Raw genomic sequence first — 22,946 nt, 5'->3', positions numbered from 1 at the left:
GGGGGATGGGGGAGTTCGCAGGTCGGGGCTGCGCCCCCGACGCCGCGCGGCTTGATCACATCCATCAGAGACGAGAACACCGCCATGACCACCACATCGCATCCGATCGTCGCCTTCATCGGCCTGGGCCACATGGGCGGGCCGATGGCCGCCAACCTGGTCAAGGCCGGGTTTCCGGTGCAGGTGTTCGATCTGGTTCCTGCGGCGCTGGAAGCCGCCGCGGCGGCCGGTGCCAAGGTGGCCGCCAGCGCCATCGGGGCGGTAAAAGGGGCACAGGTCGTGGTTTCGATGCTGCCTGCCAGTCGCCACGTCGAAGGGCTGTACTTGGGCGAGGACGGGCTGCTGGCGCAGATCGAAGCGGGTGCGCTGGTGATCGATTCGAGCACCATCGCGCCGGCGTCCGCGCGCAAGGTGGCGCAAGCCGCCGCCGCGCGCGGCCTGGCGATGATCGACGCGCCGGTATCCGGCGGCACCGCGGGGGCCGCGGCCGGGACGCTGACCTTCATCGTGGGCGGCGAGGCCGAAGCGCTGGAGCGCGCGCGGCCGGTGCTTTCGGCCATGGGCAAGAACATCTTCCACATGGGCGGTGCCGGGGCGGGGCAGGTCGCCAAGCTGTGCAACAACATGGCGCTGGGCGTGATCATGGCCGCCACCGGCGAAGCCATCGCGCTGGGCGTGGCGCACGGTCTCGATCCGGCGGCGCTGTCGCAGATGATGGCGGTGAGCACCAGCCGCAGCTGGGCCACCGAAGTCTGCAATCCCTGGCCGGGCGTGCTGCCCAATGCACCCGCGTCGCGCGGTTACGAAGGCGGCTTCGGCAACGATCTGATGCTCAAGGACCTGGGGCTGGCCGCCGAGGCGGCGCTGGGCACCGGTGCCTCGATCCCGCTGGGTGAACTGGCGCGCAACCTGTATTCCATGAACAGCCAGGCCGGGCGCGGCGCGCTCGATTTTTCCAGCGTGGTGAACCTGGTTCGCAAGGCCTGAACGAAGGAAAGCCGCACGTCGGGGACGCGCGGCTTTCCGGGATGCGTTCCCTGGCCGGCGCAACGCCGCCCGGCAGCGGGATCAGGCGGGAAGCAGTTCCTTCACCAGCTTGATCAGCGCGCCCTCGTTGACCGGCTTGGTCAGGTAGGCCTTGGCACCCTGGCGCATGCCCCAGACGCGGTCGGTTTCCTGATCCTTGGTGGTCACCAGGATGATCGGGATGTGCGCCGTATCGGCGTTCTTGGCGATGGATCGCGTCGCCTGGAAGCCGTTGAGGTTGGGCATGACCACGTCCATCAGGATCAGGTCGGGCATTTCGCGCTTGGCCACCTCAACGCCCTGCGCGCCATCCTCGGCGGTCATGGTTTCGTGCCCCAGACGCTCGATGATGAGCTTCATGCCCATCAGCTGCGAAGGAGAATCGTCGACGATCAGAACACGTGCCATAGGTCCCTCGATATCGCTTTGGCCGCCGCGCAAGTGCGGTGGCCCCCTGTTTTGTACACCGATTCTAGCCGTTTGGCCGCCCGGGTTGAAGCATGGCCCGACGGAACTGCGACGCAATCCGATGCCCGGGCGGACTCAGCCCGGAAGACGCACCAAGGTTCGCCCGAAGGCGCGTCCGTCGAGCATATCGGAGAAAACGCCGGGAAGCTGGTCCAGCGTCACTTCCCGCGTGGCTATGGCGGTCAGGTGGGCGGGCCGCCACGGTCCCGCCAGCAGCGACCATACGGCTTCGCGGTCGGCGCGCGGCGCGGTGGAGGCCGATATCCCGACCAACGACACCGCACGCAGGATGAACGGCATCACCGTGGTGTGCAGCTCGGTGCCGCCGGCCATGCCGTAGCTGGCGATGTTGCCGCGTGGCTGGATCACCCGGGTCAGGCCGTCGAGCATCTCCCCGCCGACGCCGTCGAGCGCGCCGGCCCAGTGTGCGGGCTCCAGCGGACGCTGTCCCCAGTAGAGCTTGTCGCGCGAAATCACCTGGCGCGCGCCGAGCGCGGTCAGGAAATCGAGGTGTTCGAGCTTGCCGGTGATCGCATGGGCCTCGTAGCCGGCGCGGGTGAGGATGTCGATGCCGAGCATTCCGACGCCGCCGCTGGCACCGGTCACCACGATCGGCCCCTGTCCGGGATTCTGGCCCAGGCGCTCCATGCGCAGCAGCGCCAGCGCGGCAGTGAACCCGGCCGTACCCAGGATCATCGCCTCGCGCAGGTCCAGCCCGCGGGGCAGCGGAATCACGCTTGCGGCCTCGGCGCGCACGAAGCCGGCGTAGCCGCCGTCGCGCGTTTCCGACTGGCCGCAGCCGGTCACCAGCACCGCGTCGCCGGGCGCGAAGTCCGGGCTTTCCGAAGACACCACCGTGCCCGAGACATCGATGCCGCCGATCAGGGGGGTCTTGCGCAGGATCCTGCCGGCCCCGGTTCCGGCCAGCGCGTCCTTGTAGTTCACCGACGACCACTGCGCCCGGATCACCACCTCGCCGGGCGAAAGCTCGTCCAGCCCGACTTCCTCGATCCCCGCGCGCCAGCCGTCCCCGGTTTCACCGTGGATGCGGAAGGCGGGGAAGGAATCGGGAAGTGTGCTCATGTCCGGTTTTCGCGAGGATGCCAAGGAAACGGGATCGGCGATCTTCCAATCCCGAATCCCGGCTTTCTCAATTCACCTTGTGAATCGCCCGCTTGTGCACCGCCATGGCGGCGTCGTGCACGGCTTCGGACAGGCTCGGGTGGGCGTGGCAGATGCGCGCGAGGTCGTCGGCTGCACCCGAGAACTCCATGGTCAGCACGCCTTCGTGCACCAGTTCGGACACGTTCGCGCCGACCAGGTGCATGCCCAGCACGCGGTCGGTCTCGGCGTGCGCCAGCACCTTCACGAAGCCGGCCGGTTCGGCCATGGCCACGGCGCGGCCCACGGCGGCGAACGGGAAGCTGCCGGCTTTGTAGGGAACGCCTTCGGACTTGAGCTGTTCCTCGGTCCTGCCGACCCAGGCTACTTCCGGCTCGGTGTAGATCACGTTCGGGATGGTGTCGTAGTTGACGTGGCCGGGCAGCCCCGCGATCAGCTCGGCGACCGCGATGCCTTCCTCGAAGCCCTTGTGCGCCAGCATCGGGCCGCGCACGCAGTCGCCCACTGCCCAGACGCCTTCGGCGGCGGTATGGCAGTGGTCATCCACCACGATCTGGCCGCGCTCGCTGAGCGTGACGCCGGTGCCTTCGGCCAGGAGGCCGCGGGTCGCGGCGCGGCGACCGACGGCCACCAGCAGCTTGTCGACCACCAGGGTCTGCGCGGCACCCTTGGCATCGGTGTAGGAGACGTGCACGCCGTCGGCCTTGACCTCGGTGTTGGAGACCTTGCAGCCCAGTCGGATGTCGAGGCCCTGCTTCTTGAATTCGCGTGCGGCGACTTTCGACACTTCCGCATCGGCGGCGGCGAGGAAGTCGGGCAGGCCCTCGAGGATGGTGACTTCGGCACCGAGGCGCTTCCACACGCTGCCCAGTTCCAGGCCGATGACGCCGGCACCGATCACGCCCAGACGCTTGGGCACGGCGGGAAGGTCGAGCGCGCCGACGTTGTCGATGATGTGCTCGCCGAACCTGGCGAACGGCAGCTCGATCGAGTCGGAGCCGGCGGCGAGGATCACGTTCGTTGCCTTCAGCTCGACCGTGGTGCCATCGTGCTGCTTCACCGTCACCACGCGGCCCGGCTGCAATTGGCCGAAGCCATGGTACGCGGTAACCTTGTTGGCCTTGAACAGCGCCGCGATGCCGCCGGTGAACTGCTTCACGATGGCGTCCTTGCGCGCGACCATCCTGGCCACGTCGATCGCCGGCTTCTCGAAGCTGATGCCGTGCTGGGCGAACAGGTGGCCCATGTTCCAGAACTGGCGGCTGGAATCGAGCAGCGCCTTGGACGGGATGCAGCCCACGCGCAGGCAGGTGCCGCCCAGCGCCGGCTTGCCGTCCTTGCCCAGCGCCGCGTCGACGCAGGCCACCTTCTTGCCCAGCTGCGCCGCGCGGATCGCGGCGTGATAGCCGGCGGGGCCGCCGCCGATGACGATGACGTCGAATTGGTCGCTCATTGCATTCGCTCTCAATGGGAATGGGGAATCGGGAATGGAGAATCGTAAGAGCTAGGGTCTCGCCGGCTTTTGCCTTTGCGATTCCTTATTCCCGATTCTCCATTCCCGGATGCTGTGGGCCTCAGAGGCCGAGCAGCATCCTGTGCGGATTCTCCAGCTGGTTCTTGATGTCCACCAGGAACAGCACCGCGTCCTTGCCGTCGATGATGCGGTGGTCGTAGGAGATGGCGACGTACATCATCGGGGCGATGACGACCTGGCCGTTTTCGACGATCGGGCGCTCCTTGATGGCGTGCATGCCCAGGATCGCACTCTGCGGCGGATTCACGATCGGGGTGGAGAACAGCGAGCCGAAGGTGCCGCCGTTGGTGATGGTGAAGGTGCCACCCTGCAGGTCTTCCAGCTTCAGGCCGCCCTCGCGCGCCGCGCGGGCGTAGTCGGCGATGGCGCGCTCGACGTCGGCAAAGCCCATGCGCTCGACGTTGCGCAGCACCGGCGTGACCAGGCCCTTTTCGGTGGACACGGCGATGGAGATGTCGGCGTAGCCATGGTAGATGATGTCGTTGCCGTCGACCGAGGCGTTGACGATGGGGTGGCGCTTGAGCGCCTCGGCCGCCGCCTTGGCGAAGAAGCTCATGAAGCCGAGCTTGATGCCGTACTGCTTCTCGAACGACTCCTGCATCTCCTTGCGCATCGCCATGACCTTGCCGAGGTTGATCTCGTTGAACGAGGTCAGCATCGCGATGGAGTTCTTGGAGTGCATCAGGCGCTCGGCGATGCGGGTGCGGATGCGGGTCATCGGCACGCGTTCTTCCGGACGCGCGCCGCCGCCGACCGGGGCGTTCCTGACGTAGTTGACGATGTCTTCCTTGGTCACCGCGCCGCGCCGGCCGGTGCCGGCGACTTCAGCCGGATTGACCTGATTGACCTCGGCGGCGAAGCGCGCGCCGGGAGGCAGCTGGCTCGTGCCGGTGCCCGCAGCGGCGGCGGCCGGTGCCGCGGCCTTGGCGGGCGCAGGTGCGGGCGCTGCGGCGGCGGGCGCTTCGGCCTTGGCGGGCGCAGGGGCGGCCGCACCCTGCTCGATCACCGCGATGACCTGCTCGGAAGTGACGGTTGCGCCGGTGTCGAAGCGGATTTCCCTGAGCACGCCATCCACCGGCGAGGGAACTTCCAGCACGACCTTGTCGGTTTCCAGATCGACCAGGTTCTCGTCGCGTGCGACGGCCTCGCCGACCTTCTTGCGCCAGTTGGCGATGGTCGCGTCGGAGACGGATTCCGGCAGTACCGGTACTTTGACTTCGATGGACATGGCGTACGTCCTTTATGTGTTCGGGGATGGCGTGGGTTTGATGGAAAGACTGCGGGGTGTCATTCGCGGGTGGGATCGCCGTTGGGCGGGGCGACGAGCGCGGCCTCGATCAGGCCCTCCTGCTCGACCACGTGGGTGTGGTGCTGCCCGGCCGCCGGTGCGGGCGAACGCACGCGGCCGGCGTAGCCGAGCTTCTGCTTGCCCTGCAGGCAGAAGCGCAGGTGGTGCTGGATCTGGTACCACGCGCCCTGGTTCATCGGCTCTTCCTGGCACCAGACCAGGTCGGTCGCGTTGGCGAAGCGCTTGATTTCCGCCACCAGCGCCTCGCGCGGGAACGGGTAGAGCTGCTCCACCCGCACCAGCGCGACGTTCTGCAGGCCGCGCTTCTGGGCTTCTTCCAGCAGGTCGTAGTAGACCTTGCCCGAGCAGGCGACGACGCGCGTGACCTTGGACCGATCGGTGGCGAAGCTGTCCGGGATGAGGTTCTGGAAGCGGCCGTTGGCCAGTTCTTCCAGCGAGGAAACCGCCAGCTTGTGGCGCAGCAGCGACTTGGGCGTCATCACCACCAGCGGCTTGCGGGTGGGGCGCTTCATCTGGCGGCGGATCATGTGGAAGGCCTGGGCCGGCGTGGTGGGCACGCAGACCTGCATGTTGTCGAGCGCGCACAGCTGCAGGAAGCGCTCCAGGCGCGCCGAGCTGTGCTCGGGGCCCTGGCCTTCATAACCGTGCGGCAGGAACAGCGCCAAGCCGCACAGGCGGCCCCACTTGGCCTCGCCCGAACTGATGAACTGGTCGATCACCACCTGGGCACCGTTGGCGAAGTCGCCGAACTGCGCCTCCCAGATGCCGAGCGTGTTGGGGTCGGAAGTGGAATAGCCGTACTCGTAGGCCATCACCGCCTCCTCGCTCAAAAGCGAGTCGATGATGGTGACGTGCTCGGGATTGCCGGCCAGCTGCGCCAGCGGCATCCAGGTGTGGCCGTCGTTCTGGTCGTGCAGCACGGCGTGGCGGTGGAAGAAGGTGCCGCGCCCGGAGTCCTGACCCACCAGGCGCAGGCGGTAGCCTTCCCGGATCAGGCTGGCATAGGCCAGGTTCTCGGCAAAACCCCAGTCGCCCGGCAGCTCGCCGGCGGCCATCTTCTGGCGGTCCTGGTAGATCTTGGCCACGCGCGGGTGCAGGGTGAGGTCGGCGGGCAGGGTGGTGATGCGCTTCGCCAGCTCGTCCAGATCGCGGCGCAGCACGCTGGTGGGCGTTTCGTCGGCCAGCGTGCCCTTGAGGAAGGGCGACCAGTCGACGGTGTGGATACTGGCGTCGGGTGCTGCAAGTTCGGTGGTGAGTGCGCCCTGATCGAGCTTGTCGCGGTAGGCATCGACCATCGCCTGGGCTTCGCCCGCGGCCAGCACGCCGGCGGACTGGAGCTTTTCCGCGTACAGCTCGCGCGTGGTCTTGCGCTGGCGGATGTTCTGGTACATCAGCGGCTGGGTCGCGGCCGGCTCGTCGGCCTCGTTGTGGCCGTGGCGACGGTAGCAGACCAGTTCGATCACCACGTCGCGCTTGAATTCACGGCGGTAGTCGAAGGCGAGCTGGGCCACGAAGGCGACCGCTTCGGGATCGTCGCCGTTGACGTGGAACACCGGCGCGCCGACGAACTTCGCCACGTCGGTGCTGTACAGGGTGGAGCGCGCGTCGTCCACGCGGCTGGTGGTGAAGCCGACCTGGTTGTTGATCACCACGTGCAGGGTGCCGCCCACGGCAAAACCGCGCGCCTGCGACATCTGCAGGGTTTCCATCACCACGCCCTGGCCGGCGAACGCGGCCTCGCCGTGGATGAGCACCGGCATCGCCTCTTCGCGCGCCGCGTCCTCGCGCCGCATCTGGCGCGATCGCACGGAGCCGGCGACCACCGGATTGACGATTTCAAGGTGCGAGGGATTGAAGGCCAGCGCCAGGTGGACCGGGCCGGCCGAGGTCTGCACGTCCGACGAAAAGCCCATGTGGTACTTCACGTCGCCCGAGTGGTCGGGCGAGTCGGGCGCGTCGAACTTGCCGAGGAACTCGTCGAACAGCTTGTGCGGCGGCTTGCCGAGGGTGTTGACCAGCACGTTGAGGCGGCCGCGGTGGGCCATGCCGATGACCATTTCCTTCACCCCGGCGCTGCCGGCGCGTTCCACCACCGCATCCAGCAGCGGGATCAGGCTGTCGCCGCCTTCCAGCGAGAAGCGCTTCTGCCCGACGTACTTGGTGTGCAGATAGCGCTCCAGCCCCTCGGCCGCGGTGAGGCGTTCGAGGATGCGCTTCTTCTGCTGTGCGCTGTAGCCGAACTTGCCGCCGGCATTCTCCATGCGGCGGTAGATCCAGTTGCGCTGGACGGCATCGGAAATGTGCATGAACTCCGCGCCGATGCTGCTGCTGTAGGTCGCGCGCAGCGCGGACAGCAGGGCGCGCAGCGGCATGCGCTCGGCACCGAAGAACGCGCCGGTGGTGAACTCCACGTCGAGATCGGCCGGCGAGAGGCCGTGGAAGGGGAGATCGAGGTCCGGCGCGCCGGGCTCCTCGGCCATGCCGAGCGGATCGAGGCTGGCACCCAGGTGGCCGCGCGAGCGGTAGGCGGTGACGAGCTTGCGCACGCCGCCCTGGCTTTCGGAATAGGTGTCGCTCACCACCGAACTGGGGCCGAGCGTGGGTGCGATGCGCGCGGCCAGCGCGATGCGCGCGAGCACTTCGGAGTGCGGCACGTCACCGGCCTCGCGGCCCTTGAAGGTTTCGAAATAGCGGCGCCACTGCGCGGAAACCGAGGCGGGATCTTCAAGCCAGGCCTCGTAGAGACCCTCGACATAATCGGCGTTGCCGCCGGCCAACTGGGACGACTGCTGGAGTTCTTGGATGAGACTGCTCACGATGGCCTTGCCGGGGCCGGCGATGCCGGCGCTGCTGGTGGGGAGGAAAGGTAAGGCGCCGCCGGTGAAACGGGAGGCTGGCAGCCGCTGATTATAGCCACCACCCCGCGAAATCGAGCATTCGACTGAAGGCGTAGTTCAGATTCACCGGCGGTTGCGGGCGCGGCGCGGGCCGGCTCCTTCCCACCGCTGCGGAAAACCCGGGGAATGTACGGACGGCGCGCGATGTCAGCCGCGCGCGTGCGGCAGCCGCCACGCCAGCACCGCGTGGATCGGTGCGATGAGCGCGATGAAGTCGCCGTTGTTCTGCACCAGGAACGGCAGGAAGCGCAGAAACAGTGCCAGCACCGCGCAGGCCAGCACGAGGCGGGCGATGCGGCGCAGCCATGGGTGCGGCATCTCTCCCCGCAGCAGCGTCGGCACGGTGGCCAGCAGCGCCAGGCACAGCGGGTTGAACAGCAGCACGTTCTCGTTGCCGAACGCCGCGCGGTGGTCAGTGAAGCCCCACAGCCCGAGCAGCACCAGCCCGGTCACGCCGCAGGCCAGCCAGAATCCCGCCGCCAGCACGGCACCCGCGCGCCGCGCGGCGCGGTCCGCGCCGGGGCGCAGCAGGACGGCGAACGCCAGCGCCAGCACGATGCCGGCCGCGGCAAACGCGGTGCGCAGCGCCGGCGCGCCCGGCCGCTCCAGGCCCAGGTGATCCTCCAGCAGCGGCACGCGTTCGATCACCAGCGGCCGGCCGGAGGTGCCGGTGGCGCGATCCAGCGCATCGGCCAGCCGGCGCGGCACGAAAGCCTCATCCCAGATCGACAGCGGCCGGTCCGCATAGGGGCCCAGACCGACGTGCATCCCGAGCGCCATCCACGGGATGCCGGCCCCCAGGCGCAGCGATTCGACCCGGTAGGTCAGCCCGTGCGAGCGCCCGGAGAGCTGGCGCGCAAGCTCTCCCCCGAGCGCGCGGTCGAGCACGTCGCGCACGCGCGTGGAGCAGTTGTCGGCAAAGTAGTCGTAGCGATACTCGGCATTCTCCGGACGCGCGTTCCAGGCCAGGTAGTCGCGCACGGCGATGGCCTGGTCGGGGTCCAGATCGAGCCACTGCAGCGTCGCGCCGCGGCCTTCGGCGGCATAGCCGCGCAGATCGTCCTCGAGCGTCATCGCCACCAGCCGGTAGCGCATGTCTCCGCGCAGGAAGTTGGTGAAGAAGCCCGGCTGGTCGAAGTCGAAGTAGCCGAAGTTGTAGGAGATGCGCAGGCCGCGTTCGGGATCGTCCACCACGACGGCATTGTGTCCGAAGCGCGCCCAGTATTCGGTGCCCGGCGTCATCGTCATCACGCCGATGCGGGGCAGATGGGGCGCGGCGGCGTCCTGCGCGCGAGCCGCGGCGGCAGCGAAGGCCAGCCAGAGTCCGCACAGGAGCAACAGGACGCCCGGCAGGGCCGGCGCGCGCCTGCCCGGCGCGCCGGGCACAAGGCGATCAGGCATCGCCGCGCACGGTCATGTGCAGCACCTGAACCCGGCGCGCGTCGGCGCGCGCGATGCGGAAGTCGAAGCGGCCGATGCTGATTTCCTCACCGGTTTCCGGCAGGTGGCCGATGGCCGCCGCCAGCATCCCGCCCAGCGTGTCGTATTCGCTGTCGTCGAAGTCGGCACCGAAGCGCTTGTTGAAGTCGCCGATCGTCGTCAGCGCGTCGACCACATAGCGCCCGTCCGCCTGCGCCTCGATCAGGCCCTCATGGGGCTCGTCGTCGTACTCGTCGTCGATCTCGCCCACGATCTGTTCGAGCAGGTCTTCGATCGTCACCAGCCCGGCCACGCCGCCGTATTCGTCGACCACGATCGCCATGTGGTTGCGGGTGAGGCGGAACTCCTTGAGCAGCACGTTCAGGCGCTTGGACTCGGGGATCAGCACCGCGGGGCGCAGCAGTTCTCGCAGGGTTCCGGGCTGGCGTCCCTCCGCGACCGCGCGCAGGAGATCCTTGGCGAGCAGGATGCCCAGCACCTCGTCGCGGTCCTCGCCGTGCACGGGAAAGCGCGAATGGCCGGACTCGACCGCGACTTTCACCACGTCGAGATACGGCAATTCCACATCGATCGACACCATCTGCGCGCGCGGCACCATCACATCCCCCACGCTCTGCACGGTGACCCTGATCGCGCCTTCCATCATCGCCAGGGTTTCGGCGGAAAGCAGGCCGTTGGCCTGGGCGGTGCGAAGTTCGTCGACCAGCTCTTCGCGGTTGCGCGGCTCGCTCGAAAGGGCCTGGCCAAGGCGTTCAAGCCAGGATTTCGACGGCGAGCCGCTGGTACTGCTGGGTTCCTCGGGCATCTTGGGGGTGGTATGGACCGTCAGTTCTGGGGAAGGGGAGTCTAGCCCAAATGCCAAGGCGTCGGGGTGGTGGCACCGCGGGCGGCGCGGAGCGACAGGCTAGTCGCGATACGGATCGGCGATACCCAGCTGCGCGAGGATCTGGCGCTCCAGCAGCTCCATGGCCTCGGCTTCGCGCGGGTCGATGTGGTCGAAGCCCAGGAGGTGCAGCACGCCGTGGACGGTGAGGTGGGCGTAGTGGTGGGCCAGTGGCTTGCCCTGTTCGCGCGCCTCGCGCGCCACCACCGGCGCGCACAGCACCAGGTCGCCCAGGATCGGCAGCTCCAGCGCCACGCCCGGCGGCAGTTCGGCCGGGAAGCTGAGCACGTTGGTGGGGTAGTCCTTGCCGCGGTAGTGACGGTTCAGCGCGCAGCCTTCGCGTTCGTCCACCAGCCGCAGCGCGAGGTCCGCGCGCCGGACGCGGCCCTGCAGGGCCGCTGCGGCCCAGCGCCGGAACGACACCGCCGCCGGCAGGCCGCGGCGCGGCAGGGCGTAGCTGACGCCCAGCTCCAGCTCGAGCGATTCGCCGGCGGGCAGGATCATGCGGTCTCCCGGCTCTCGTAGGCGCGCACGATGCGCGCCACCAGCGGATGGCGCACCACATCGTGCGAGGTGAAGAAGGTGAAGCTCAGCCCGTCCACCGCGCGCAGCACTTCCACCGCGTCGCGCAGGCCGGACTTCTGCCCGCGCGGAAGATCGGTCTGGGTCAGGTCGCCGGTGATGACCGCGGTGGAGCCGAAGCCGATGCGGGTCAGGAACATCTTCATCTGCTCGATCGTGGTGTTCTGGGCTTCGTCGAGGATCACCCAGGCGTCGTTGAGCGTGCGTCCGCGCATGTAGGCCAAGGGGGCCACTTCGATCACGTTGCGCTCGATCAGACGGGCGACCTTTTCCACGCCCAGCATCTCGTAGAGCGCGTCGTACAGCGGGCGCAGGTAGGGGTCGACCTTTTGGGTCAGGTCGCCGGGCAGGAAGCCCAGCTTCTCGCCGGCCTCCACCGCCGGACGCACCAGGATCAGGCGCTGCACGCGCGACTGGTTGAGCGCATCCACCGCGCTCGCCACCGCGAGGAACGTCTTGCCGGTGCCGGCCGGGCCGACGCCGAAGTTCACATCGTGGGTGGCGATGGCGTGGAGATAGCGCACCTGGTTGGCACCGCGCCCGCGGATGGTGCCGCGCTTGACCTTGATGGCGACCTCCTGTGCGCCGTCGGCGGCATCGGCGGACGCCTCGCGGGCAATGCGTTCGGCCCCGGATTCCTGCAGCGCGAGGTGGACATCGTGCGACTGCAGCGAGGTGCCCGCGGCCTGTTCGTAGAGCGTATGCAGGGCCTGCTCGGCGACCTGCACCGCACGCTCGCCGCCGATCACCCGGAACACGAAACCACGGTTGCCGATCTCCACGCCCAGGCGCAGTTCGATCTGGCGCAGATGCTGGTCCATCGGGCCGCACAGGCTGGCCAGACGCTCGTTGTCTTCGGGGCGGAGTGCGAAATCGCGCTGGGCGGGCGTATTCATCCGCGAAAGGCTACCGCGCGCGGCGGACGGGGGCCAGTGGCGCGCCGGATGCGCCGTCCGGCGGCTGCAATCACCGCGATGAATCCGCCCGCCGCTTTCCCGCGACGCGCCGGCTCACTCCGCGGCCAGCCGCCGGGTCGCCAGGAAGGCCACGAGCGACACGGCCGCCGCTGCGGCCAGGTACAGGCCCACCGATCCGAGCCCGTACCGCGAGGCCAGCCAGGTGGCGGCGTAAGGCGCGAGCGAGGCACCCAGGATGCCGGCGAGGTTGAAGGTGAGCGAGGCACCGGTATAGCGCACCGGCGTGGGAAACAGCTCCGCCAGCGCCGCGCCGAGCGGGCCGTAGGTGAAGCCCATCAGGGCCAGTCCCAGCGCGAGGAAGGCCACCGTCGCCACCGGGCTGGCGGCGGCAAACAGCGGCGCGAAGGCGAGGCCGAACAGCGCGATCGCGGCGCTCGCCAGCACCAGCACGCGCCGCCGGCCCCAGCGGTCGGCCATGACCGCCGAGAGGGGGATGGTGAAGGCAAAGAAGAGCACGCCGATCATCTGCATGACGAGAAAGGCTTCGCGCGAGTAGCCGAGCCGGCTCGTGCCCCAGCTCAGGGTGAACACCGTCATCAGGTAGAACAGCACGAAGGTCGCCACCGCCGCGAAGGTGCCGGTGATCAGCGCGCGCGGGTGGCGGGTGACGACGTGGGCGAGCGGCAGGCGCACGCGCGCATCGGCATCCAGGGTCTTGCGGAACTCCGGGGTTTCCTCGATGCGAAGGCGCACCCACAGCCCGATGCCGACCAGCACCGCGCTGGCGATGAAGGGCAGGCGCCAGCCCCAGGCGAAGAACTGCGCTTCGGTCAGGTAATGGGCGAGCAGCAGGAAGCTGCCGCTGGACAGCAGGAACCCCACGGGCGCGCCGAGTTGGGGAAACATGCCGTACCAGGCGCGCTTGCCCGGCGGCGCGTTTTCCGTGGCCAGCAGCACCGCGCCGCCCCATTCACCACCCAGCCCCAGGCCCTGCCCGAGGCGGCACAGCGCCAGCAACAGCGGTGCCGCCACGCCGATCGTGGCGTAGGTTGGCAGCAGCCCGACGAGAACGGTGGAAACGCCCATCGTCATGAGCGAGGCCACCAGCGTCGCCTTGCGCCCGATGCGGTCGCCGAAGTGCCCGAAGATCGCCGATCCGACCGGCCGCGCGAAAAACGCCAGCGCGAATGTCGCCAGCGACTGCAGCGTGGCCGAGGTGGGATCGGAGGACGGAAAGAACAGCGTCGGAAACACCAACACCGCGGCGGTGGCGTAGATGTAGAAATCGAAGAACTCGATCGTCGTGCCCGCCATGCTGGCAATCAGCACGCGACGGGTGGAATTGCGGGCAGGCGGATGCGTCATCGGCGGCGTGGATGCGGCAGGAGCGCCATTCTGTCAGATCGGTCGCGCGCGAGGTGGTGCCCGGAGGACGGCGCCCGCGCGCGACGGCGGGTTCAGTGGCGGAAGTGGCGCACGCCGGTGAACACCATCGCGATGCCGTGCTCGTCGGCGGCGGCGATCACTTCGGCGTCACGCATCGAGCCGCCGGGCTGGATCACCGCGGCGATGCCCGCTTCGGCGGCCGAATCCAGCCCGTCGCGGAACGGGAAGAAGGCGTCGGACGCCATCACCGAGCCGGGCACAGCCAGCCCCGCGTCGATGGCCTTGATGCCGGCGATGCGGGCCGAATACACCCGGCTCATCTGGCCCGCGCCCACGCCGATGGTCCGGGTGTCCCTGGCATAGACGATGGCGTTGGACTTCACGAACCTGGCCACCTTCCAGGCGAACAGCAGGTCGTCGAACTGCGTGTCGGTGGGCACCTTCCGGGTCACCACGCGCAGATCCTCGAGGGTGACGATGCGGTCGTCGGCGGTCTGCATCAGCAGGCCCGAGCCGACGCGCTTGCAGTCGATGAAGCCCGCCGAGGCCGGTGCCAGCGGGATGCGCAGCACGCGCACGTTGGCCTTGTTGGCACAAGCCTCCAGCGCCGCCGGTTCGTAGTCGGGCGCGATCAGCACCTCGACAAACTGGCGATCGAGGATGGTCTGCACCGTGGTCGCATCGAGCGGTCGGTTGAAGGCCAGGATGCCGCCGAAGGCGCTGGTCGGATCGGTGGCATGCGCATGCCCGTAGGCCGCACCAACATCCGCCGCCACCGCCACGCCGCAGGGGTTGGCGTGCTTGACGATGACGCAGGCGGGCGCATCGAACTGGCGCACGCACTCCCAGGCCGCATCCGCGTCGGCGATGTTGTTGTAGGAAAGTTCCTTTCCCTGCAGCTGGGTGAAGGTGGCCAGGCTGCCGGGGGCCGGATGCAGGTCGCGGTAGAAGGCGGCCTGCTGGTGCGGGTTCTCGCCGTAGCGCAGGTCCATCAGCTTGACGAAGCTGCCGTTGGCCTGCGCCGGAAACAGCGCGCGCTGCCTTGCGCCATCGTCCGACGGCGCGGCGATCGCCGACAGCACGTCGCTGATGCGCGCGTCGTACTGCGCCACGCGGTTGAACGCCGCCACCGCGAGCGCGTAGCGGGTCTGCGCCGAGAGCGCGCCGCCGCCGGCGTCCAGTTCGGCCAGCAGATCGGCGTATTGCGCAGGGTCGGTCGCCACCGCGACATGGGCGAAGTTCTTGGCGGCGGCGCGCAGCATCGCCGGCCCGCCGATGTCGATGTTCTCGATGATGTCGGCGAAGCGCGCGTCCGGATCGGACGACACCCTCTCGAACGGATACAGGTTGAGCACCAGCAGGTCGATGGCCTCGATGCCGTGTTCGGCCATCACCGCATCATCGGTGCCGCGCCGGCCGAGCAGGCCGCCGTGGACCTTGGGGTGCAGGGTCTTGACCCGCCCGTCCATGATCTCCGGGAAGCCGGTGAGGTCGGCCACATCGCGCACCGGCAGGCCGGCGTCGCGCAGGGCCTTCGCGCTGCCGCCGGTGGAGAGCAGTTCGACGCCGCGTGCCGCCAGCGCGCGGGCCAGATCGATCAGGCCGGTCTTGTCGGAAACCGAAAGCAGGGCGCGGCGCACGGTGACGGGCGAGGCATCGGGAAGGGTCATGTCGCAGGTCTCGACGTGGGGCGTGGGATGCCCCGCCGCGGCGGGGCGCGGGCGTTCAGACGATGCCGTAGGCGCGCAGCTTCTTGCGCAGGGTGGCGCGATTGAGGCCGAGCGTGGCGGCGGCGCGACTCTGGTTGCCGTCGTGGTGACGCATCACCTCGCGCAGCAGCGGTGGCTCGATTTCGCGCAGGACGACCTCGTACAGGTCATCGGCCTGGTGGTCGCAGAGGTCGTGCAGGTAGCGGCGTACCGATTGCGCAACGACGTCGCGCAGGGTGGCCGAGACGGCCTTGCCGGGCTCGATGGCCGCGGGCGAGGGCTGGAGGGTGTTCACGCAGGGACTCCGGAATATCGCGCAAGGCGCGATCAGCGCGCCCTGCCGGGAGTGACGCATTGTAACAGGAGCGCGGCGGCGGTCGCGCCGGTTCGACGATGGAGCCGCCTCACAGGAAGCCGAATTCGAATGCCACCGCCTGCTTGCCGGGATCGCGCACTTCCAGCGCGATGCTGGCGCTCTGGCCGGGCTGGATCAGCGGCGCGCTCTGCAGGTGGCCGAGGTATTCCTCCGGCGTGAACCGGCGGCGCGCGATGGGCTGCCCGTTGATGTCCGAGAGGGTCAGGTCGAGGCGCGGCCAGGGCTGCGACCAGCGTGCATCGTTGCGGAAGCTGGCGCTGATGATGAGCGCCTCGGGCATCGAGGGGTGCGGGCGCACGTCGCGGGTGAGGATGTTCATGGCGGCCGGCTCGCGCCAGGCCGGCAGGGTGCAGCCGAGCGTGCCGCAGGCGCGCTCGAGCCACGGTCGCCAGCGCGCATCGGCGGCCAGCACGGCGCGTTCCGCCACCAGTGACTGGATGCCCAGGAGCAGCAGGAGCCCGATCACGGCAAGGAGCCCCGGCCAGCGTCGGGAGCCGGCTCGGGTGTTCGGCGTCGGCAGGTTCGGGATGAAGCTGGGCGCAGGCGCGCCGATCGTCATTTCCAGCGCGTCGCGCAGATCGATCACCGGGCCCGGGTGACGCGCGACGTCGGCGGACGGCGTGCCCTGCGCGAGCACGGCCACCTCGACGACTTCGACGACCTCGTCCGGGGTGCCGCTCTCCGATGCGGGACTCTGCAGCGCGGTGTCGTGGGTGGCCCAGGCGAACGGATCGTCCGGTGCCTGCGGCACCTCGTCGAGCGCAGCATCCGGCGTGCTGACGGGATCTTCGGGCGCGGCTGCCGGTTCGATGAAATCCGCGTGGGCCACCAGCACCTCGGCGATCGGGTCGCTGCGTTCGTCGCCGGGTGCGGCGGGCGGCTGCGGTGCCGCAGCCGGTATCGGCAGGTCCTTCGGAGCCGGAATCGAGGCCGGCATCAGAAGGCGCGGCGGCGCGTCAAGCCCGGTGCGCTCCTGCGCGGGCGCGGGCTGCTCGGGTGGGTTGGCGAAGAGCGAGGGCTGGATGTCGTCCGGCGGTGCCTTGCGCCGCGCGATCGGATGCCCGGGCGCGGGATCGCGCGAGAGGCTTTCCAGCGCATCGAACCACAGCCCGCAGTGGCTGCACGCCAGTTCGCCACGGGTCGGCACCAGCATTTCGCGGGTGACTTCCTGGGCGGTCTGGCAGTGGCTGCAAAGGGTATACATGCGGTGGTCGGTCGAAGGCATGGGGCAATGATGCAACGAAAGCGGTGTGCGGGTGCGATTGCGTCGGCCGGAGAAGGGCGCGGGGCGGCGGCATCCCGGAACCTGGCGGGATGCGGGCGCGCTCCCTGGGTGCGGCGGGTTTCGGGAATTCAGGCGATGGCATGAAGCGATCCGCCGGGAGGTTATCGCCCCGGCTGCCGTCGCACGCCCTCGATCCGCACCCAGTCCTCGCGCGTGGCCACGCGCAGGTCGTCGAACCACTCGCGGTAGCGCGCCAGCAGCGCCTCATCCTGCCCGGCGAGGATGCCCGACAGCGCGATGCGTCCGCCCGGAGCCACCCGCGCGGCCAGCCGCGGCGCGAGCGCGTCGAGCGCGCTGGCGAGGATGTTGGCCACCGCGACCGGGTAGGTTTCGTCCGGGGCGTCTTGCGGGGCGTGCACCGCCAGGCGCTGCGCCACGCCGTTGCGTTCGGCGTTGTCGCGTGTGGCGGTGAGGGCCTGCGGGTCGTTGTCCACGCCCACCGCCTCGCGCGCACCCAGCGCGAGCGCGGCAATGGCCAGGATGCCCGAGCCGCAGCCGAAATCCAGCACGCGCGCGCCGGCTAGTTCCAGCCCGTCGAGCCACTCGAGACACAGCGCCGTGGTCGGGTGGGTGCCGGTGCCGAAGGCCAGCCCCGGATCGAGCCGCACCACGGCGGCATCTTGCGCCTGCGCCTCGGGCGGCAGCGCCTGGTTCCAAGGCACGATGAAGGTGCGTCGGCCGAACCGCATCGGCCGGAACTGGTCCATCCAGGCGCGCTCCCAGTCCTGATCCTGCACCTCGCGGAAGACGGCGCCGTGGAGGTCGAGTTCGGGATCGAAGGCGTCGAGCGCGGCGAGGATGCGCTCGGGCGCGGCATCGACGGGAAACAGCGCGGTCAGCGTCATCTCGCGCCAGAGCGGGGTTTCGCCCACGCCCGGTTCGAAGATGGCCTGTTCGTCGGGGGCCTCGGCGTTGGCATCCGTCAGCGTCACCGACAGCGCGCCGACGTCTTCCAGCGCGGTCTGGTAGCGGGCCTCTTCGGCTTCGGTGCAGGGCAGGGTGAGTTCGAGCCAGGGCATGTCAGTCCGAGAAGTTGATCACCCATGATCCGGAGTTGCGCGACCGCAGCATGGTTCGCGGGATTCTGCTGGTCGGCCAGGCGGGGATCAAGCGCGCCTTGGATCGCCGCGGTGGTCTGCCGCGCCTGATGCATGTTCCTGGCCGATGTGGTGGGGCCATCGGGGGTGCGGGACGATCAGCTGCGCGACCCGAGCGACCAGTCCGTGTTGCTGCCCTGCGGTCCGGCGCGGCGGACCATCTGATTACCGGCGACAAGGACCTGCTGGTGCTGGCGGGCCGCTATCCCATCCTGACGCCGTCCCGACTCCGGGCGCGGCACGGCCGCTGATGCGGGGAGCCCTTCAGGCAGTTGCCTGGATCACCCCAGCCCCATCCCCGCATCGCGCTGCTCTTTCAGGCGCTTTTCCAGGTAGTGGATGTTCATGCCGCCCTGCTGGAAACCCGGGTCGGCCATGATGCGCTGCTGCAGCGGGATGTTGGTCTTGATGCCGTCGATGACGGTTTCCGCGAGCGCCACGCGCATGCGCGCGATCGCCTGCTCGCGGGTGGCACCGTGCACGATGAGCTTGCCGATCATCGAGTCGTAGTTGGGCGGCACCCTGTAGCCTTCGTAGACGTGGCTGTCCACGCGCACGCCGGGCCCGCCGGGTGGGTGGTAGTGGCGGATCAGGCCGGGGCAGGGCATGAAGGTGTCCGGATCCTCGGCGTTGATGCGGCACTCGATCGCGTGGCCGCGGATCTCGATGTCTTCCTGGCGGATCGACAGCGGGTGGCCGGCGGCGATCCGCAGCTGCTCGCAGACCAGGTCGATGCCGGTGATGCGCTCGGTGACCGGATGCTCGACCTGGATGCGCGTGTTCATCTCGATGAAGTAGAAGCGCCCGTTCTCGAACAGGAACTCGAAGGTGCCCGCGCCGCGATAGCCGATGCGTTTGCAGGCCTCCACGCAGACCGCGCCGATCTGCGCGCGCTGCTCGGGCGTGATGCCCGGCGCGGGGGCTTCTTCCACCACCTTCTGGTGGCGACGCTGCATCGAGCAGTCGCGCTCGCCCAGGTAGATGGCGTTGCCCTGGCCGTCGGCCAGCACCTGGATCTCGATGTGGCGCGGGTTCTCCAGGAATTTTTCCATGTAGACGATGTCGTTGCCGAACGCCGCCTTGGCTTCGGATTTCGTGGTGGCGATGGCGCTGTGCAGCGAGCCTTCCACGTGCACCACGCGCATCCCGCGCCCGCCGCCGCCACCGGCCGCCTTGATGATGACCGGCAGGCCGATTTCGCGCGCGATCATCGTGTTCTTGAGCGGGTCATCGCCCAGCGGGCCGTCCGAGCCCGGCACGCAGGGCACGCCGGCCTCCTTCATCGCATGGATCGCGGCGACCTTGTCGCCCATCATGCGGATCGTCTCGGCCCTGGGGCCGATGAAGATGAAGCCCGAGCTTTCCACCCGCTCGGCGAAGTCGGCGTTCTCCGACAGGAAGCCGTAGCCCGGATGGATGGCCTGCGCGTCGGTGACCTCGGCCGCCGCGATCAGCGCCGGGATGTTGAGGTAGCTCTCGGACGAGGCCGCCGGGCCGATGCAGACCGATTCATCGGCCATCGCCACGTGCTTGAGGTTGCGGTCCACCGTGGAGTGCACCGCCACGGTCCGGATGCCGAGGGAGTGGCACGCGCGCAGGATGCGCAGCGCGATTTCGCCGCGATTGGCGATGACGATTTTGTCGATCATGGGATTAGGGATTCGGGATTAGGGATTCGTGCGGGGTGGCGCGCGGCGAGGTGCGGGTGGGTGCGGAGGCGTCAATGGAGCGGATCAGCGCGTTGAGGCGGGCGAAGCAGCGGTTCAGCAGCTCGAGCGGTGCGTCGCTGCGCTGGCGGAAGCCAAGCCGGATCGCCAGCTCCATTTGCGTGTCCAGCTCGGCCAGGGAGCCTCGCGCAATCGAGAGGAAACGCAGGTATTCCTGTCTCGATCGTCGCGCCGCGCCCTCGGTGATATTGGATGGCACGCTCACAGCGCTGCGCCGCATCTGGTGCGCCAGGCCGAAGCGTTCGGATTCTGGAAAGCCCTCGGACAGGCGGTAGATCGCCTCAACCAGCGCCATGCCGTCGCGCCAGACATCAAGCCGCTGGTGCGGCCGCTGTTCCGAATCCCGAATCACGAATCCCCAATCCCGGCCGCTCAGCCAATCACAAACAGCGGCTCGTCGAACTCCACGGGCTGGCCGTCCTTGGCGAGGATGGCGGTGATGGTGCCGGCGACTTCGGCTTCGATCGGGTTGAACATCTTCATCGCCTCGATGATGGCCAGGGTGTCGCCGGGCTTGACTGCCTGCCCGACGGTGACGAAGGGCGGCTTGTCCGGGCTGGGGGCGGCGTAGAAGGTGCCGACCATCGGTGATCGCAGCACGTTGCCCTCGGGCAGCGCGTTGGCCTTGGCGGCGGGCTCATCCACGGCTGCCGGGGCCGCGGCAGCCGCCGGTGCCGGCGCGGCCAGTGCGGGAGCGGCGTAGGCCACCGGGCCGGCAGGAACGCCGGCGCGCGACAGCCGGACCGACTCCTCGCCCTCGCGAATCTCGATCTCGGTGAGGTTGGATTCTTCCAGCAGGTCGATCAGTTTCTTGATTTTTCGCAGGTCCATGGGAGGCTCGAAATGGAAAGATGGAAAGGATGAAGCCGGGTGCCGCCGGCGGCACGGCGGCGGTCAGGCCGGGACGGCGAGGCGCTGCAGCGCGGCGTCCAGCGCATAGCGGTAGGAGTCGGCACCGAATCCGGCCACCACGCCCACCGCCAGATCGCTGAAATAGCTGTGGTGGCGGAAGGGTTCGCGCCGGTGCGGATTGGAGAGGTGCACTTCGATGAACGGGATCGCCACCGCCGCCAGCGCGTCGCGGATCGCCACGCTGGTGTGGGTGAAGGCGGCGGGGTTGATCAGGATGAACGCGGTACCATCGGCACGCGCGGCCTGGATGCGATCCACCAGCTCATGCTCGGCGTTGGACTGGAAGGACGTCAGCGCGTGGCCGCGCGCCGCGGCGCGGGTCGCCAGATCGTCCTCGATCTGCGCCAGCGTGGCGGCACCATAGACCGCCGGCTCGCGCGTGCCGAGCAGGTTGAGGTTGGGGCCGTGCAGGACCAGGACACATGCCATCGAGGGTAGGGCGCAGGCGGAAAGCGGCGAGTGTGGTGCAGGCTCCGGGCGCTTGTCCAGATACTTTGCCGAAGATCGACGAAGTTGCGCGATTTAATCGACTGTTTGAATTTCCATCGGAACCGTGCCCCTCCGCCCCTGACGCGCGCGGTGCGACGGCAGTACCCTTGCACGGTTGCGGCCGAGGGGAAAACCGGGATGGCGAAGTCGGGCTGGGCGATGGACGCGGGCAACCGCAAGGTGGTGCTGGCCTCGTCGCTGGGCACGCTGTTCGAGTGGTACGACTTCTTCCTCTACGGCGCGCTGGCCGCCATCACCAGCCGCCACTTCTTCTCGGCGGTGAACGAGACCGCGGGCTTCATCTTCGCCCTGCTGACTTTTTCGGTCGGTTTTGCGGCGCGTCCGTTCGGTGCCGTGGTGTTCGGGCGGCTGGGCGATCGCAGCGGGCGCAAGCGCACCTTCCTCATCACCATCGTGGTGATGGGTGCCTCGACCGTGCTGGTCGGCTGCCTGCCGTCCTACGACAGCATCGGCATGGCGGCACCGGTGCTGTTGATCGCGCTGCGCCTGCTGCAGGGCCTGGCCCTGGGCGGGGAGTACGGCGGCGCGGCGATCTATGTGGCCGAGCATGCGCCGGACGCACAGCGCGGCTACTACACCAGCTGGATCCAGACCATGGCCGGGGTCGGCCTGCTGCTCTCGCTGGTGGTGATTGCCGCAACGCGCTGGCTGGTGGGCGAGGAGGCCTTCGCGCAGTGGGGCTGGCGCGTGCCCTTCCTGCTCTCGGCCGTGCTCCTGGGTATTTCGGTGTGGGTGCGGCTGTCGCTGGACGAATCGCCGGTGTTCCAGCGCATGCGGGCCGAAGGCCGCGTCTCCAAGGCACCGCTGCGCGAGGCTTACGGCCAGTGGCGTTACGTGAAGCTCGGCATCGCCGCGATGTTCGGCATCATCGCCGGTCAGGCCACGCTCTGGTACACCAGCCACTTCTATTCGCTCTACTTCCTGACCCAGACCATGCAGGTGGACGGGCTCGACGCCACCCTGATGCTGGGCCTGGCGGTGGCGATGGCGACGCCGTTCAACGTGCTGTTCGGGGCGCTGTCCGACCGCATCGGGCGCAAGCCCTTTTTCGTGCTCGGCTGCCTGCTCGCGGCGCTGCTGTACTTTCCGATCTTCCACGGCCTGGCGCACTTCGCCAATCCGGCCCTGGAGCAGGCGCGGCGCAGCACGCCGGTGCAGGTGCACGCCGATCCGGCCACCTGTTCGTTCCAGTTCAATCCGGTGGGGGCGGCGGATTTCACCAGCTCCTGCGACATCGCCAAGTCCGTGCTGGCGCGCCATCACGTCAGCTACGAAAATCACGCCATGCCCGCCGGCAGCCTGGGGCAGGTGCGGATCGGCGAGACGCGGATCGACGCGTTCGAGGGCGGCGGGCTGGATCGCGCCGAGCGTGCGCGGCGCATCGATGCCTTCGACGCGCAGCTGATGCAGGCGGTTCGCGCCGCCGGCTATCCGGAGCGCGCCGATCCGGCGACCATGAACCGCATCGGCATCGTCGCCCTGCTGTTCACGCTGTGCCTGCTGGCTGCCATGACCTACGCGCCGGTGGCGGCGGCGATGGTCGAACTGTTCCCGGCGCGCATCCGCTACACCGCGATGTCGATTCCCTACCACGCCGCCAACGGCTGGATCGGCGGCCTGCTGCCGCCCATGGCGTTCGCCTTCGTTGCGGCTACCGGGAACGTCGACGCCGGGCTGTGGTACCCGCTGTTCTTCGCCATCCTCACCGTCGTGGTCGGTGCCGCCATGCTGCCCGAGACGCGCGGGCGTTCGATCGACGAGTAGGG

At 68.9% G+C, this 22,946-nt stretch carries 20 protein-coding genes; 2 read left to right on the top strand and 18 right to left on the bottom strand.

What is annotated here, in order from left to right; genetic code table 11:
• Positions 1 to 84 precede the first annotated feature (84 nt).
• Complete coding sequence (gene mmsB, locus WB794_RS00880) at positions 85 to 987, top strand: 3-hydroxyisobutyrate dehydrogenase (RefSeq protein ID WP_337333945.1); 903 nt, start codon at positions 85 to 87, stop codon at positions 985 to 987.
• An 81-nt stretch (positions 988 to 1,068) separates the two neighbouring features.
• On the opposite strand, the gene WB794_RS00875 is transcribed toward mmsB, so the two are convergent.
• The 18 genes from WB794_RS00875 to aroQ form a co-directional block, all read right to left on the bottom strand.
• The gene (locus WB794_RS00875; protein ID WP_337333944.1) at positions 1,069 to 1,434 is read right to left on the bottom strand and encodes a response regulator; all 366 of its coding nucleotides are present in this window, start codon (positions 1,432 to 1,434) and stop codon (positions 1,069 to 1,071) included.
• A gap of 135 nt (positions 1,435 to 1,569) precedes the next feature.
• Positions 1,570 to 2,577 carry an acrylyl-CoA reductase family protein gene (locus tag WB794_RS00870; RefSeq protein WP_337333943.1) on the bottom strand — a complete coding sequence of 336 codons (1,008 nt, stop codon included), beginning with the start codon at positions 2,575 to 2,577 and terminating at the stop codon, positions 1,570 to 1,572.
• Positions 2,578 to 2,644: 67 nt separating this feature from the next.
• Positions 2,645 to 4,069, bottom strand: coding sequence for a dihydrolipoyl dehydrogenase (gene lpdA / locus WB794_RS00865; RefSeq protein ID WP_337333942.1), 1,425 nt, complete (start codon positions 4,067 to 4,069; stop codon positions 2,645 to 2,647).
• Between the two features lie 121 nt (positions 4,070 to 4,190).
• A complete protein-coding gene (gene sucB / locus WB794_RS00860) occupies positions 4,191 to 5,378 on the bottom strand; it encodes a dihydrolipoyllysine-residue succinyltransferase (RefSeq protein ID WP_337333941.1) in 1,188 nt (395 codons plus the stop codon).
• Positions 5,379 to 5,437: 59 nt separating this feature from the next.
• Positions 5,438 to 8,275, bottom strand: a complete 2,838-nt coding sequence (locus WB794_RS00855; RefSeq protein WP_337333940.1) for a 2-oxoglutarate dehydrogenase E1 component — start codon at positions 8,273 to 8,275, stop codon at positions 5,438 to 5,440.
• Between the two features lie 228 nt (positions 8,276 to 8,503).
• Positions 8,504 to 9,757: a lipoprotein N-acyltransferase Lnb domain-containing protein gene (locus WB794_RS00850; RefSeq protein ID WP_337333939.1), complete on the bottom strand. Its 1,254-nt coding sequence runs from the start codon at positions 9,755 to 9,757 to the stop codon at positions 8,504 to 8,506.
• Positions 9,750 to 10,601, bottom strand: a complete 852-nt coding sequence (locus WB794_RS00845; protein ID WP_337333938.1) for an HlyC/CorC family transporter — start codon at positions 10,599 to 10,601, stop codon at positions 9,750 to 9,752. The genes WB794_RS00850 and WB794_RS00845 overlap by 8 nt, the downstream gene beginning before the upstream one ends.
• Before the next feature lie 99 nt (positions 10,602 to 10,700).
• Entirely contained in the window at positions 10,701 to 11,183 is a 483-nt protein-coding gene (gene ybeY / locus WB794_RS00840; protein WP_337333937.1) for an rRNA maturation RNase YbeY, read from the bottom strand.
• Complete coding sequence (locus WB794_RS00835) at positions 11,180 to 12,157, bottom strand: PhoH family protein (RefSeq protein WP_337333936.1); 978 nt, start codon at positions 12,155 to 12,157, stop codon at positions 11,180 to 11,182. Before WB794_RS00835 ends, ybeY begins: the two co-directional genes overlap by 4 nt.
• 114 nt (positions 12,158 to 12,271) lie before the next feature.
• Positions 12,272 to 13,543, bottom strand: coding sequence for an MFS transporter (locus WB794_RS00830; RefSeq protein ID WP_337333935.1), 1,272 nt, complete (start codon positions 13,541 to 13,543; stop codon positions 12,272 to 12,274).
• 92 nt (positions 13,544 to 13,635) lie between these two features.
• Positions 13,636 to 15,234: a bifunctional phosphoribosylaminoimidazolecarboxamide formyltransferase/IMP cyclohydrolase gene (gene purH, locus WB794_RS00825; protein ID WP_337333934.1), complete on the bottom strand. Its 1,599-nt coding sequence runs from the start codon at positions 15,232 to 15,234 to the stop codon at positions 13,636 to 13,638.
• A gap of 55 nt (positions 15,235 to 15,289) precedes the next feature.
• Positions 15,290 to 15,568 carry a DNA-binding transcriptional regulator Fis gene (gene fis / locus WB794_RS00820; RefSeq protein WP_337333933.1) on the bottom strand — a complete coding sequence of 93 codons (279 nt, stop codon included), beginning with the start codon at positions 15,566 to 15,568 and terminating at the stop codon, positions 15,290 to 15,292.
• Between the two features lie 109 nt (positions 15,569 to 15,677).
• On the bottom strand, positions 15,678 to 16,853 hold the full coding sequence (locus WB794_RS00815; protein WP_337333932.1) for a DUF3426 domain-containing protein: 1,176 nt from the start codon (positions 16,851 to 16,853) through the stop codon (positions 15,678 to 15,680).
• Between the two features lie 182 nt (positions 16,854 to 17,035).
• A complete protein-coding gene (prmA, locus tag WB794_RS00810) occupies positions 17,036 to 17,953 on the bottom strand; it encodes a 50S ribosomal protein L11 methyltransferase (RefSeq protein ID WP_337333931.1) in 918 nt (305 codons plus the stop codon).
• A gap of 359 nt (positions 17,954 to 18,312) precedes the next feature.
• Complete coding sequence (accC, locus tag WB794_RS00805; protein ID WP_337333930.1) at positions 18,313 to 19,680, bottom strand: acetyl-CoA carboxylase biotin carboxylase subunit; 1,368 nt, start codon at positions 19,678 to 19,680, stop codon at positions 18,313 to 18,315.
• Between the two features lie 4 nt (positions 19,681 to 19,684).
• The gene (locus WB794_RS00800) at positions 19,685 to 20,110 is read right to left on the bottom strand and encodes a four helix bundle protein (RefSeq protein WP_337333929.1); all 426 of its coding nucleotides are present in this window, start codon (positions 20,108 to 20,110) and stop codon (positions 19,685 to 19,687) included.
• 20 nt (positions 20,111 to 20,130) lie between these two features.
• Positions 20,131 to 20,589 carry an acetyl-CoA carboxylase biotin carboxyl carrier protein gene (gene accB / locus WB794_RS00795; RefSeq protein ID WP_337333928.1) on the bottom strand — a complete coding sequence of 153 codons (459 nt, stop codon included), beginning with the start codon at positions 20,587 to 20,589 and terminating at the stop codon, positions 20,131 to 20,133.
• 63 nt (positions 20,590 to 20,652) lie between these two features.
• A complete protein-coding gene (gene aroQ / locus WB794_RS00790) occupies positions 20,653 to 21,099 on the bottom strand; it encodes a type II 3-dehydroquinate dehydratase (RefSeq protein WP_337333927.1) in 447 nt (148 codons plus the stop codon).
• Between the two features lie 198 nt (positions 21,100 to 21,297).
• Between aroQ and WB794_RS00785 the strand changes: the two genes are divergently transcribed.
• Entirely contained in the window at positions 21,298 to 22,944 is a 1,647-nt protein-coding gene (locus tag WB794_RS00785; RefSeq protein WP_337333926.1) for an MFS transporter, read from the top strand.
• Positions 22,945 to 22,946 lie beyond the last annotated feature (2 nt).

The sequence above is a fragment of the Denitratimonas tolerans genome (assembly GCF_037203605.1).
GTDB lineage: Bacteria > Pseudomonadota > Gammaproteobacteria > Xanthomonadales > Xanthomonadaceae > Denitratimonas > Denitratimonas tolerans.
Note: the sequence above shows the minus strand (reverse complement) of the source record. Positions and strands in the feature narration are given on the sequence as shown.

What these genes read in the sequence shown, in the direction of transcription:
- mmsB (WP_337333945.1), top strand. Translation starts at nt 85, where the DNA reads ATGACCACCACATCGCATCCGATCGTCGCCTTCATCGGCCTGGGCCAC.
- WB794_RS00875 (WP_337333944.1), bottom strand. Translation starts at nt 1,434, where the DNA reads ATGGCACGTGTTCTGATCGTCGACGATTCTCCTTCGCAGCTGATGGGC.
- WB794_RS00870 (WP_337333943.1), bottom strand. Translation starts at nt 2,577, where the DNA reads ATGAGCACACTTCCCGATTCCTTCCCCGCCTTCCGCATCCACGGTGAA.
- lpdA (WP_337333942.1), bottom strand. Translation starts at nt 4,069, where the DNA reads ATGAGCGACCAATTCGACGTCATCGTCATCGGCGGCGGCCCCGCCGGC.
- sucB (WP_337333941.1), bottom strand. Translation starts at nt 5,378, where the DNA reads ATGTCCATCGAAGTCAAAGTACCGGTACTGCCGGAATCCGTCTCCGAC.
- WB794_RS00850 (WP_337333939.1), bottom strand. Translation starts at nt 9,757, where the DNA reads ATGCCTGATCGCCTTGTGCCCGGCGCGCCGGGCAGGCGCGCGCCGGCC.
- WB794_RS00845 (WP_337333938.1), bottom strand. Translation starts at nt 10,601, where the DNA reads ATGCCCGAGGAACCCAGCAGTACCAGCGGCTCGCCGTCGAAATCCTGG.
- ybeY (WP_337333937.1), bottom strand. Translation starts at nt 11,183, where the DNA reads ATGATCCTGCCCGCCGGCGAATCGCTCGAGCTGGAGCTGGGCGTCAGC.
- WB794_RS00835 (WP_337333936.1), bottom strand. Translation starts at nt 12,157, where the DNA reads ATGAATACGCCCGCCCAGCGCGATTTCGCACTCCGCCCCGAAGACAAC.
- WB794_RS00830 (WP_337333935.1), bottom strand. Translation starts at nt 13,543, where the DNA reads ATGACGCATCCGCCTGCCCGCAATTCCACCCGTCGCGTGCTGATTGCC.
- purH (WP_337333934.1), bottom strand. Translation starts at nt 15,234, where the DNA reads ATGACCCTTCCCGATGCCTCGCCCGTCACCGTGCGCCGCGCCCTGCTT.
- WB794_RS00815 (WP_337333932.1), bottom strand. Translation starts at nt 16,853, where the DNA reads ATGTATACCCTTTGCAGCCACTGCCAGACCGCCCAGGAAGTCACCCGC.
- prmA (WP_337333931.1), bottom strand. Translation starts at nt 17,953, where the DNA reads ATGCCCTGGCTCGAACTCACCCTGCCCTGCACCGAAGCCGAAGAGGCC.
- accC (WP_337333930.1), bottom strand. Translation starts at nt 19,680, where the DNA reads ATGATCGACAAAATCGTCATCGCCAATCGCGGCGAAATCGCGCTGCGC.
- accB (WP_337333928.1), bottom strand. Translation starts at nt 20,589, where the DNA reads ATGGACCTGCGAAAAATCAAGAAACTGATCGACCTGCTGGAAGAATCC.
- aroQ (WP_337333927.1), bottom strand. Translation starts at nt 21,099, where the DNA reads ATGGCATGTGTCCTGGTCCTGCACGGCCCCAACCTCAACCTGCTCGGC.
- WB794_RS00785 (WP_337333926.1), top strand. Translation starts at nt 21,298, where the DNA reads ATGGCGAAGTCGGGCTGGGCGATGGACGCGGGCAACCGCAAGGTGGTG.